Source organism: Mycetocola lacteus (assembly GCF_003667575.1).
In the GTDB taxonomy this organism is placed as follows: domain Bacteria; phylum Actinomycetota; class Actinomycetes; order Actinomycetales; family Microbacteriaceae; genus Mycetocola; species Mycetocola lacteus.
Genome location: NZ_RCUY01000005.1, coordinates 482,819 through 495,318, shown reverse-complemented (window position 1 = coordinate 495,318; position 12,500 = coordinate 482,819). Strand labels below are relative to the sequence as shown.

9 protein-coding genes are annotated in these 12,500 nt (G+C 67.0%); all 9 read left to right on the top strand.

The window, feature by feature from the left end; genetic code table 11:
• The first annotated feature begins 268 nt into the window (after positions 1-268).
• Entirely contained in the window at positions 269-1,900 is a 1,632-nt protein-coding gene (locus D9V34_RS07800; RefSeq protein ID WP_121688258.1) for an ABC transporter substrate-binding protein, read from the top strand.
• Positions 1,900-2,967 (top strand): ABC transporter permease, encoded by a 1,068-nt coding sequence (locus D9V34_RS07795; protein ID WP_245991959.1) that lies wholly within the window; start codon positions 1,900-1,902, stop codon positions 2,965-2,967. Before D9V34_RS07800 ends, D9V34_RS07795 begins: the two co-directional genes overlap by 1 nt.
• The gene (locus tag D9V34_RS07790) at positions 2,964-3,830 is read left to right on the top strand and encodes an ABC transporter permease (protein ID WP_121688257.1); all 867 of its coding nucleotides are present in this window, start codon (positions 2,964-2,966) and stop codon (positions 3,828-3,830) included. The genes D9V34_RS07795 and D9V34_RS07790 overlap by 4 nt, the downstream gene beginning before the upstream one ends.
• Positions 3,827-5,515: a dipeptide ABC transporter ATP-binding protein gene (locus tag D9V34_RS07785; RefSeq protein WP_121688256.1), complete on the top strand. Its 1,689-nt coding sequence runs from the start codon at positions 3,827-3,829 to the stop codon at positions 5,513-5,515. Before D9V34_RS07790 ends, D9V34_RS07785 begins: the two co-directional genes overlap by 4 nt.
• A gap of 29 nt (positions 5,516-5,544) precedes the next feature.
• Complete coding sequence (locus D9V34_RS07780) at positions 5,545-6,921, top strand: LLM class flavin-dependent oxidoreductase (RefSeq protein ID WP_121688255.1); 1,377 nt, start codon at positions 5,545-5,547, stop codon at positions 6,919-6,921.
• Positions 6,921-8,210: an acyl-CoA dehydrogenase family protein gene (locus tag D9V34_RS07775; RefSeq protein ID WP_220700558.1), complete on the top strand. Its 1,290-nt coding sequence runs from the start codon at positions 6,921-6,923 to the stop codon at positions 8,208-8,210. Before D9V34_RS07780 ends, D9V34_RS07775 begins: the two co-directional genes overlap by 1 nt.
• A gap of 91 nt (positions 8,211-8,301) precedes the next feature.
• Entirely contained in the window at positions 8,302-9,780 is a 1,479-nt protein-coding gene (locus D9V34_RS07770) for a hypothetical protein (protein WP_147441650.1), read from the top strand.
• Positions 9,781-9,852: 72 nt separating this feature from the next.
• The gene (locus D9V34_RS07765; RefSeq protein WP_147441649.1) at positions 9,853-11,448 is read left to right on the top strand and encodes a hypothetical protein; all 1,596 of its coding nucleotides are present in this window, start codon (positions 9,853-9,855) and stop codon (positions 11,446-11,448) included.
• 30 nt (positions 11,449-11,478) lie between these two features.
• Positions 11,479-12,495 carry a 4-hydroxy-tetrahydrodipicolinate synthase gene (gene dapA, locus D9V34_RS07760; RefSeq protein ID WP_396822325.1) on the top strand — a complete coding sequence of 339 codons (1,017 nt, stop codon included), beginning with the start codon at positions 11,479-11,481 and terminating at the stop codon, positions 12,493-12,495.
• Positions 12,496-12,500 lie beyond the last annotated feature (5 nt).

The following is a 12,500-nucleotide window of genomic DNA, read 5'->3' as shown; positions in this document are numbered from 1 at the left end:
AGAACCTGATGCCAGCACGAGCGCTGCCGCGCCTCTGTCGCCCGGCATTGATGCCGTAGCGGGATCGCCCCGCTCCATCGTCCCGAGTCTGCTCCGGGCACCCGTCTCTGCGGTTTCCCCACCGCCGTCGCAGCACCGCCCCTCCCCGGGCTCTGCGCTGCACCACCCAGTCGCTCGCGTGAACACACCGCGAAACCGCTGATTTGTGCACCCTGCCGCGCCCCCTTCGCGACGCCCTGGAACACCCTCATCCCCAGAAAGTATCCCGATGTCTCGACGTACCACCCTCCTCGCCCTGCCCGCGCTGATCGCGGTGTCGGCGCTGGCCCTGACCGGCTGCTCGGCTCCGAGCGATGCCGCGCCGGTCGACGGCGGCTCGATCACCTACGCAACCGGCAAGGACATCACCTGCCTGGACCCACACGTGGGAGGCGACATGCCTCAGGCCTCGATTGCCGCCCAGTACCTCGACTCCCTGGTGGCTCAGGACGATAAGGGCGCGATTCACCCGTGGCTCGCCACGAGCTGGGAGACCAGCGCCGATGGTCTGACCTGGACCTTCCACCTGCGTGATGATGTGAAGTTCACCGACGGCACCCCGTTTGATGCGGCCGCGGTCAAGGCGAACCTCGACCACATGGTCAACCCGGCCACCCAGTCCGGCACCGCCGGGGGCTACCTGCGTCAGTATGTCAAGACCGACGTGGAAAACCCGACCACCGCCGTGGTGACCCTGAACAAGCCCTATCAGGCGTTCCTCGAGGTGCTGGCCCAGCCCTTCCTCGGGATCGAATCGCCTACCGCTCTGGCCCGTCCGCAGGCGGAGAACTGCGCCTCACCGGTGGGTTCCGGACCCTTCAAGATTGTGGGCTACACCCCGCAGCAGGAGGTTAAGCTGGTGCGCAACGACGGGTACAACAGCCCGCCGCCGTTTGCCAAGAATAAGGGTCCGGCGAAGATCGCGAACATCACCTGGAAGATCATTCCCGAAAACGCCACCCGCTACGGGGCACTGCGCACCGGCGAGGCCGACATCATCGATTTCCTGCCGCCGGAGAACTTCGCCGAGGCCAAGGCCGATAGCTCGCTTGCACTGAGCCTGACCGACCGTCCCGGCAACCCGACCTCGCTCCAGCTCAACACCACCCGCGCCCCGTTCAACGATGAGGCCGTGCGCCGCGCATTCCTCACCGCCTCCAACACCGAGGCCAGCGTCAAGAGCGCGTTCCTGGGAACTGCCTCCTACGCCGGTGGTCCGCTGAGCTCGGTCACCCGGTTCTATGACAAGGACTATGAGAAGACCTATGCGTTCGATCTGAAAAAAGCCAGCGATCTGCTGGATCAGGCCGGCTGGACCGAGCGCGACTCCGCCGGATACCGCACCAAGAACGGCACCCGCCTGACCGCAATCCTCCCGCTGACCCCGACCAGCTGGCCCGCCGCCACGGTGGAACTGCTGACCCAGATTCAGGCCAATGAGAAGAAGGCGGGCATCGAGGTCAAGATCGAAAACGTGGATGATGCCACCTCGAATAAGCGCAACAACACCTTCGACTACGACCTGCGGGTGAACTACTGGAACACCAACACCGCCGATGTGCTGCGGATCGTGTTCTCCAGCGCGGCCCGCGAATCGGCAGGATTTGTGCCCAACGGTGCAGGCTATGCCAACCCGGACCTCGACAGCATCCTGGATCAGGCCCTGGCCACCTCGGATGACACCACCCGCGCCGAGCTGTACAACAAGGCGCAGAAGATCATCGACGATGCGGCGATCAGCCTCTCGCTCTACAACCAGAGCACCCAGCTGGCCAGCCGCAAGGATCGGGTCACACACGTGGATGTTGAGCCCTCGCTCAAGCTGCCCTACCTCTACGACGCCCAGGCAGTGGCGAAGTAGTGTCCGGCACCGTTTCGCCGGTCCCGGACGCTGCGGACACCGTGGACACCGGAGCGGGCATTCGAGAAGCGCGGACCCCGGTCGCGGAATCGATCCGGCCCGCCTCGGGCAGCGCCGCACGTCCGAACCTGGTCTGGCGAATCGGTGCCCAGCTGCTCGGGGCCATCGTCGTCCTGTTTGCCGTGGTCACCCTCACCTACTTCGCCCTGAAGCTGGTGCCGGGTGACCCGGTGCTGGCGATCCTCGGCGGGGGAGGGGCTGCCCCGAGCGACGCCACCGTCGCCGCGGTACGCGCCCAGTACGGCCTGGACCTGCCGGTGTATCAGCAGTACCTCAACTATCTGGCCGGCGTCTTCCGGGGCGACCTCGGCACCTCCTATATCTTCAAGCGCCCGGTGCTCGACTATCTGGGCCCCCAGGTGTGGCCCACCCTCCAGCTGACCCTCGCCTCGGTTGCGCTGGCCTGGCTGATCTCGCTCGCACTGACCCTGCTCACGGTGCGCCGCGGGCGGGTGGCCGACGCGATCGGTAACGCGGTGGAGGTGCTGTTTGCGGCGATCCCACCGTTCTGGATCGGCATCATCCTGCTGGTGGTCTTCTCCTTCACCCTGGGCTGGTTCCCGGTCGCCGGGAACGCCGACCTGCGGGCGCTGGTGCTGCCGGCCCTCGCCCTGGCGATTCCACTCGCCGGGTTCCTCGCCCAGGTCACCCGATCCTCGTTCGCCGAGGCGCTGGATCAGCCCTTTGTCCTCTCGGCCCGCGCCCGCGGCGCCAGCACCACCGGGGTGCGGATCCGGCACGCGCTGCGCCACGCCCTGCTGCCGGGCCTGGAACTCTCGGGCTGGGCCGTCGGCTCGCTGATCAGCGGTGCCGTGGTCGCCGAGGTCATCTTCTCCCGGCAGGGACTCGGACGCTCCCTGGTGGATGCGATCGTCGCCCGCGATACCCCGGTGGTCCTGGCCGTGGTGTTTTTCATCGCGCTGGTCTACGTGGTGGTCAACATCCTGGTGGAACTCCTGGTGCGCGTGGTGGACCCGCGCCTGATTCGAAAGCGAGCCGCAGCATGAGTGTCCTCAGCGTCCCGGTGACCGCGCGTTCGCGGAACCGATTCCTCGGTGAGCTGACGCGCACCCCGATCACCGCGATCGTTGCAGCGGTGATCCTCGCGTTCATCCTGCTCGCGGCGATCTGGCCGAGCCTGCTGCAGAGCCACGATCCCTTCGGCGTGGATCCGCAGGCGGGTCTGCTGCCGCCGAGCCCGCAGCACCTGTTTGGGACCGACCAGTCCGGCCGTGACATCTTCTCCCGCATCATCGAGGGCACCCGCCAGTCACTCGTGGTGGGCGTCGGGGCGACCCTGGTGGGCCTGATCATCGGTGGCCTACTGGGAATTACCGCGGCCCTGTCCGGCCCGCGCACCGACGCGGTGATCAGCCGGGTCATCGAGGTTCTCTACGCCTTCCCGAGCCTGCTACTGGCGCTGCTGTTTATCGCGATTGCCGGGACCGGCGTGACCACGCTGGTGTTTGCGGTGGGGATCGGCACCGCGCCGGGCTACGCGCGGATCCTGCGGGTCCAGACGGTCAAGGTGGCCGGATCCGGCTATCTGGAAGCCAGCCTGGCGCTGGGCTGGGGACCCCGGCATCGGCTGTGGCACACGATTGTGCCCAACGTGGTGCGCCCGCTGCTGATCCTGGCGACCCTCGGCGTGGGCCAGGCGATCGTCTGGGCTTCGGCGCTGAGCTTCCTCGGGCTAGGGGCCGCGCCGCCCGCCGCTGAGTGGGGAACCATGCTGGCCGACGGTCGGAACTTCATTCAGCTGGCCTGGTGGATCGCCGTGTTCCCGGGCCTCGCGATCACCGTGACCGCCCTGGTCACCACCGTACTGGGACGCTACATTCAGCGCCGGACCGACGGAGTAACTCGATGACTCAGATCCTGGCCCCGACCGATATCCCGGCCGAGACCCCCGCGGCCTCCCCGCTACTGCGGGTCGAGAACCTGAACATCTCCTTCGCGGTGGGCCGCGGACGCGTGGACGTGGTGCACGATGTTTCGCTGAGCCTGGATCGCGGACGCAGCCTCGCGCTGGTGGGCGAATCCGGCTCGGGCAAAACGGTGACCGCGCGCAGCCTGCTGGGCCTCAGTGGCGACGGTGCCCGGGTGCTCGCCGACCGACGCGAGATTCTCGGCCGCGACGTGCGCAAGCTGAACGATAAGCAGTGGCGCGGGATCCGTGGCAAGCACGTGGGGTTTGTGCTGCAGGATGCGCTGGTGTCCCTCGACCCGCTTCGCACGGTCGGGGCCGAAATCGAGGAGCTGCTCAAGCTGCACCGTTTCGGCGACAAGGCCGAGCGGCATGCCCGGGTGATCGAGGCGCTGACCCGCGCCGGGGTTCCCGAGCCCAAACTGCGCGCCCGGCAGCGTTCGGGGGAGCTCTCCGGCGGCCTGCGTCAGCGTGCGCTGATTGCTCAGGCCACCGCGCTGAATCCCGAACTGATCATCGCAGACGAGCCCACCACCGCGCTGGATGCGACCGTGCAGGCGCAGATTCTCGACCTGCTCGCCTCGCTCAAGGCCGACGGCGCCGGGGTCCTGCTGATCTCCCACGACCTCGCCGTGGTCTCGGCCGTGGCCGATGAGGTGGCGGTCATGAAGGAGGGGCGGATCGTCGAATCCGGACCCGTGGAGCAGGTGTTCGGCGATCCGCAACACGCGTACACCAAGGCGCTGCTCGCCGCGGTCCCACGCGCCCATGCCAAGGGCACCCGGCTTTCCGCCGCGGCCCCGGTGAGCGCGATCGCGCGGACCGAGCGGGCGGCGAAGCTCGACCCGAACGCCCCGGCCATCGAGGCCGTGGGCCTGCGCAAGGACTACACCGGGCCCGACGGGACCACCCGCACCGTGGTCAACAACGTCTCCTTCACCCTGGAAACCGGCACGACCCTGGGCATCGTGGGGGAGTCGGGATCGGGTAAGTCCACCACCGCGCGGATCGCGCTGGGCCTCACCGAACCCACGGCGGGCACCGTCTCGATTGGCGGCCACGCCTGGACCGGACTGAGCGAGCGCGAACGGGCACCGTTCCGCCGCGAGATCCAGGTGGTGCATCAGGATCCGCTGAGCTCCTTTGACCCGCGCTTCACCGTGCAGAAGATCCTGCGTGATGCGTTGCGGGCCGCCGGAACCGACCGGGCTGGTCATCCGGCGCGCATCGCCGAGCTGGCCGAGCAGGTGGGCCTGGCCTCGGCCGTGCTCGACCGGCATCCGCTCACGCTCTCCGGTGGGCAGCGGCAGCGCGTGGCGATTGCTCGCGCTCTCGCCCTGGAACCGCGTATCCTGGTGCTCGATGAGCCGGTCTCGGCGCTCGACGTCTCGATCCAGGCGCAGGTCCTCGACCTGCTCGCCGATCTGCAGACGGCTTTCGGGCTGAGCTACCTGTTCATCAGTCACGATCTGGGTGTGATCCACCACGTGAGTGATCGGGTTCTGGTTCTGAGTGACGGCGAAGTGGTCGAAACCGGCAGCGCCCACGAGGTCTTCACAAACCCCCGACAGACCTACACGCAGACCCTGCTCGCCTCCGTTCCGAGCCTGCCCCCGCACACCCGCTAGATCCCCGATCCCCGCAAGGAAGCTTTTCTATGTCCAAGCAGCTGCACTTTAACGCCTTCGAAATGAACACCGTGAGCCACATCAATCACGGTCTCTGGGTGCACCCCGACAACCGCCGTCACGAGTACACCGACATCGAGTACTGGGTTGAGACCGCCCAGCTGCTTGAGCGCGGCCTGTTTGATGCGATGTTCATCGCCGACGTGGTGGGCACCTATAACGTGTACCGCGGAAGCCGGGATGCGGCGGTTGAGCGCGGCATCCAGATCCCCAATAACGATCCCTACCTGATCGTGCCGGCCATGGCCGCGGCTACCAGGGACCTGGGCTTCGCGGTGACCTTCGCGACCACCTATGAGTCGCCCTTTGCCAACGCCCGCCGCCTCTCGACCCTCGACCACCTGACCAAGGGCCGCCTGGCCTGGAACGTGGTCACCGGGTATCTGCCCGATGCGGCCAAGAACTTCGGGCTGAGCGAGCAGGTCACCCACGACGTGCGCTACGAGGTGGCCGAGGAATTCCTCGACGTGTCCTACAAGCTGTGGGAGGGTTCCTGGGACCGGGATGCGGTCATCCGCGATCGCGAGCGGGCGGTCTACACCAACCCGCGCGGGGTCCACGAGATCGGCCACGTGGGCAAGTACTTCACCGTGGATGGTCCGCACCTGTCCGAGCCGAGCCCGCAGGGCACCCCGGTGATCTACCAGGCCGGATCCTCCGGCGCCGGCAAGCTGTTTGCCGCCAACAATGCCGAGGGTGTGTTTGTGTCCTCGCGCACGCTCGCCGAGGTCGCCAAGAACGTGGCCGACCTGCGCGAGCTGACCGAGCAGGTGGGCCGGGGACGCGACGCGATCAAGGCGCTCGCCTCGATCAACATCGTGCTGGGCGAAACCGAGGCCGAGGCCAAGCGCAAAACCGAGGAGGTGCTGGCACTGCGCGACGTGCACGGGTACCTGGTGCACCTCGGCGGGGGCACCGGCATCGACTTCTCGGCCGTGGCCAACAACGAAAAGCTCGAATATAAGGGACGCGGACACATCGAGTCCGCCGAGGCCGAGCACACCCGTGACGCCAAGGCCAACGGTGCCACCTCGGTGATCGACAAGCTCAACGATCCCCGCGGCGACGAATTCTTCGTCTCGGGCACCGTGGAGCAGGTTGCCGACCGGATCGAGGAGATCGCCGAGGTCACCGGCGTGGACGGGTTCAACCTGGTGCAGTACCTCTCCCCGGGAACCTTCACCGACGTGGTTGAGCTGCTGGTCCCCGAGCTGCAAAAGCGCGGCCGTTACCGCACCGAGTACACCGAGCACACCCTGCGCGAGCGCCTGTTCCCGGGCCAGGGAAGCCAGCTGCCGGACACCCACCCCGCCGCCGCCTACCGCGGTGCCTTCGGGGACAAATAGTGAGTATCGAGCATGCGGCCGCGCGCCTGGCCGCCGCGGAACATCGGCGCGACCTGCACGCGCGTTTCGCACCGGTGTTCGCCCGGATCGCCGCCGAGTCGGCGACCCGCGAGGCCGAGCGCACCCTGCCGTTCGACCAGGTCGAGTGGCTGCGGGAAACGGGGTTCCTGGCGGTTCAGGTCCCCGTGGAGTTCGGCGGGCTGGGGGCCACCACGGTGGAGTTCTTCGAGCTGCTGATCGCGCTCGCCGAGGCCGATTCCAACCTGCCCCAGCTGCTGCGTGCTCACTTCACCACGGTGGAATCCTGGCTGGTGCGCGAACCCGGCGAGCGCCGCGAGTTCTGGCTGCGACAGATCGCCGGCGGCGCGATGTTTGGGAACGCGACCCACGAGCGCTCCGCCGCCGCGGTGGGCACCTATCAGACGGCCCTGAGCCGCGAGAACGGGCGGGCACGGCTGGACGGCACCAAGCACTACAGCACCGGCTCGATCTATGCCGACTGGATCCTGGTGACCGCGACCGACGCCGAAACCGGCGAGCAGGTTTCGGTCACGGTTGCCGCCGACGCCGTGGGTGTGGATCGCCGCGACGACTGGGACGGGTTCGGCCAGCGCCTCACCGGGAGCGGGACCACGGTGTTCACGGACGTGACGATCGATCCCGAGCATATCGATGTGGCCCACGCGTCGACCCCCAGCCACATCACCGGATTCTTGGAACTCGTGCTGCTGGCGAGCATCGCCGGGGTGGGCCGGGCAGCCCTGCGGGATGCCCGGGACTTCGTCGCCTCCCGTACCCGCGTCTACAGCCAGGGGGTGGGCACCAGCGCCCGCGAAGATCCGCTGGTACAGCAGGTAATCGGGCAGATCTCCGGCCTGGTGTTCGCCGCCGAATCGGCGGTGCTCGCGGCGGCCGCGGTGGTGGGGGAGGCGTCGGATCTGGCCCAGCTCGAGGCTGCCCGCGGTACGGCGACCGCCCCCGAGCTCACGCCCGAGTCTGTCCGGGAGTCCACCCGGGCCATCCGAGCCGCCGAGACCGCTGCGGTTCGTGCCCAGCTCCAGGTCCCCGACCTGGTGCTGCGTGCAACCACCGCACTGTTTGAGGTGGGTGGTGCCTCGGCCACTGCGCGTGAGCGAAACCTGGACCGGCACTGGCGCAACGCCCGCGTGCTGTCCTCCCACAATCCGGTGATCTACCAGGCCCGAGCCCTGGGCGATGATCTCCTGAATGGCGACGGACTGCTCTTCACCTGGGCAACCGGCGAGGGCACCCCGACCACCACAACCTAGCGATCGGTATCAATTCGGTGTGGGGACAGTGAATACGACAGGCCCCCGAAATATGACCGCACGAGTGCGTATCTCGGGTTAGCCTTGCGATATGAGCATGCCCCACACCGATCCGTTCGGCCGAAACTATGCTGCCCTGAGCTGGCAGCCCTCCGTGCGCGACAAGGTCAAGTTCCGGGACTATCTCAAGCGCACCTACAATATTCGTTACTTCGCCAAGGCCTCGGATAATGTGGCGATCTTTGGAATCGCCGCCGGGCTGGGGGCCCTGCTTCTGATGCCGCTGCTCGGCATCATGCTGGGGACGATGAGCGGCGAGAACGTGGGCGGCCGGTGGGTCGGCTTCTTCATCCAGCTGGTGATCTCGGTGGGTTTCGTCTGGGGACTCTGGGCTCTGTTTCGTGCGATGCGTAATCGCGGGGATAACAACCCCATTCGGATGTTCACCTTTGCCCGGGACAACGGGTTTGGCTACACCCCGGCCACCAACAACATCAACTATCCGGGCATGATCTTCAACACCGGTTACGACCGCGTGGCCTTCGACCGGGTGCATGCGCTCCCCGGCCAGCGCTACTTCGATATCGGCAACTTCCGATTCAAGTTTGGGAACCAGTACGTCAACCCGGGGTTGAGCCGAGCGGGGAGCCCTGCCGGGCGCAACGAACTCTGGAGTACCTGGGGCTACATGGTGTTCCAGCTGGATCGCCGTCTTCCGCACATCGTGCTTGATGCTCATGCCAACAACAAACTGGGCTTCTCCAACCTGCCCTACACACCAAACTCGAGTCAGCGGCTCTCCCTGGAGGGGGATTTTGATCGCTACTTCACGCTGTACGGCCCGGTGGGCTATGAGCGGGACGTCTTGCAGATCCTCACGCCGGACGTGATGGCCCTGCTGATCGACAACGCGGCTTCGTTTGATGTGGAGATCATCGATGACCTGATGTTCATCTATTCGGCGGCCACATTCGTTCAGGGTGACCGCAGCCCGTTTGTGCGCATGTGGCAGGTGATGGACACCGTCGGCAGCCAGACCGCGCGTCAGACCGCCCGTTATCAGGACCCGCGCGTGCCCGGCCCGCAGCCCGGACCCGTGCCGGGGTACGTGCCGCCCGCCGCCGCACAGCCCGGTCCGCCGCCGGCACCCGGCTTCGGCCTGTCCGCACCGGGGTATCCGCAACCCGCCCAGGGATACTCACAACCCACCCCGGGGTATCCGCAACCCACCCAGGGATACTCACAACCTGCCCCGGGATATTCGCAACCCACCCAGGGATACTCACAACCTGCCCCGGGATATTCGCAACCCACCCAGGGATACTCACAACCTGCCCCGGGATATTCGCAACCCACCCAGGGATACTCACAACCCACCCCGGGGTATCCCCAGCCCGTTGCCGGGTACGGCCAGACCGCCCAGGGGTATGGTCAGTCGGGAGCCGGCAACAACCAGGTCGCCCCGGCCGGACGGCGTCTGCGTGGGCGCACCAGCATCATCGCCATTGTGCTCGGTGTGATCGTGATTGTGCCCGGCGTGATTCGCCTGTTTACGCTGCTCGCCGGCTAGCGAATTCCCCGCACGCTGAACGTACGGGAATGTCCCGGCTAGCATCCAGGCGCCGGGGTTACCCTAGTGTTCATGCCCGAGATCTCCGCCCCCGGTTTCGCCTCTCGCGCGACCCCCGGGGACACCGGATCGGGCCCCCTCGATCTCGTGCCGGATCCGCGTGAACTTGCCCGATTCGACCGTGAAGTAGCCCTGCGTGCGGCGGCAATTGCCGCACTCGCCGCGGTGGTCCTCGCGGGCGCGCTGATTGGACTCGACCTCTTCCTGGTGGAGCCCAACGCCCCCTTCCCCGATAACGCCGGGAACACCATCGTGTTGATCCCCGCGACCGTGCTGGGGGCCATCATCAGCGTATGGGGTGCGCGCAGCGTGGAACGCCGCCGCGGCGGGTTCACTCCGCTGGTGCCGCTGACCACGCTCGCGCTCGGTCTGGCCGTCTCCACCCCGTACCTGGTGCTTCCGGTGGTCACCACCGTGGGGGCGGGACATCCGAGCCGGCGGGCGATCGTCTCGCTGGTCATCGCCGTGGTGATCTGGACCCTCGTGGGTCTGGCCTATCGCCGCGCGACCCGGCTTCCCGACACCGCCACGCGGCGCATTGCCGGACGTTCGATCCTGGTTCTGGTTGCCCTCCTGGTGGCGGCCCTGCTGTGCACCACGCTCGCCGCACCGATGTCGTTTTATGCATTCCTGCTGCTGACACCCGGGTACGCGATCGCGCCCTTCCTGTTTGTGGGACTGTTTGCCTGGGCGGGGATTCTCGCCGGGCGTGATCGTCGTGGCGCGGTCCCCGGTCTCGCGGTGCGCACCTTCGCCTCGGGCACCCTGATCTTCCTGGCGCTGCTCTGTGGGGCGGCCGCCTGGGTTGGATTCCAACGGGTGGCCACGCGCGAGCTGGTGGGTCTGGATCTGATCGACACGACGCCCGCGACGGTGCCGCTGATAGATCTGAGCCCGGTGCGAATGCTGGCGCTGATCGTGCTGGTGGCCGCCCTGCTGGCGCTGCTGGCCCGCCGGACCGCCGGAACCGCGGCATTCCTGGTGATGTCGGCCCTGCTGGCGCTGATCATCGTTCCGCTGAGCTTCCACACCGAACCCTCCGCGCGCCAGAGTGCCCCGGCCATGTTCTCGGCGGGAAGCGCGCCGGGGGTCTACGACGAACAATCCACACCCGCCCCGTCCGCAGACCCGGAAAACATCTCGGGCTCGCGCTCCAGTGTGCTCAGCGAGGCTCAGTCCAAGCCGGGAACCGAGCGGCACTATGACGAGGCGCAGGTTGCCGATGGCACCCTGGTTCCGGGAATCGATCCCGATGACCTGCATACCCGGTTTGCCGATCTGGTGCAGTCCAGCGCCCGGGCCGTGGATCCGGCGGCGGATCCGAAACCCGATATCCAGACGGTGTCCTGTGCCGAGGGCAAGGGCGTCAGCTACGTCTGGAACTCCGACACCCTGAGCGCCGGTGCCGATAATCTGCGGGCCAATGCGCTGGCCCTGGTCAAGGTGGGCCAGGTGTGGAATGCCGCCGGGCACAACCTGCACGTCTTCAAGGTGGATCATCTCTACGGTGTGCGCTCGAACGTGGGAATCGGCCAGAACCTGCGCGCCCAGCAGCTCTACGACCACGTGCTGTTGGGGATGAGTAGCATCTGCGTGTCCGCCCGCTAGCTGAGTAATTCGTGCCGACGTATGTCGCCAATGGTGCATACAGCGCCCAGTTGCCGGTACTCTGGAGGGGTGTCTAACGTTGAAAACCCCTTCGGTCAGGTCCTCGTCGCGCTCGTCACCCCGTTCACCGCAGACGGTGAGGTCGACTGGCCCGGTGTCGAAAAGCACATCGACGATGTGATCACCGCGGGTGCCGACGGCATCGTGGTCACCGGCACCACGGGGGAGACCTCCACGCTGACCGACGCCGAGAAGCTGCGCCTGGTGGAGGTTGCCCGCTCGGTATCGAACGGCCGCGCGAAGATCATCACCGGTGGTGGCTCCAACGAGACCGCCCACGCGATCGAGCTCTACAAGGCCAGCGAGAAGGCCGGCGCAGACGGTGTCATGATCGTGACCCCGTACTACAACAAGCCCACCCAGGCCGGTGTGCTCACCCACTTCCGGATGATCGCCGACGCCACCGACCTCCCGGTTATCCTGTACGACATTCCCGGCCGTACCGGCATCCAGATCACCTATGACACGATCCTGCGGGCCGCCAAGCACCCCAACATCCTCGCCGTCAAGGACGCCAAGGGCGACTTCTCCGAGGTCAGCCGGGTACTGAACCAGACCGACCTGCTCTACTTCTCCGGAGACGATGCCAACGCGCTGCCGCACCTCTCGATCGGCGCCTCGGGCCTGATCGGTGTGACCGCGAACATCGCCGCCACCCCCTACCGTCAGATCGTCGATGCCGTCAACGCCGGCGACCTGGCCACCGCAACCGCCGCACACAAGAGCCTGGAACCGCTCGTGCGCGCCGTGATGACCCACGTGCCCGGCACCGTTGCGGCCAAGTACATCCTGCAGGGACTCGGACGCATCGACAGCGCCCGCGTCCGCCTGCCCCTGGTGGGCCCCGAAGACTTCGAGGCCGCCAAGATCGAAGACGACCTCGCTCTGGTGGGCACCATTCCCGGTGTTGACCTGAGCAACTTCCGCCCCGACCGTAATGCTGCGGCCGGTGGCGCACTCCCGAAGGTGCACGGCACGACGCGCTAGTTCGC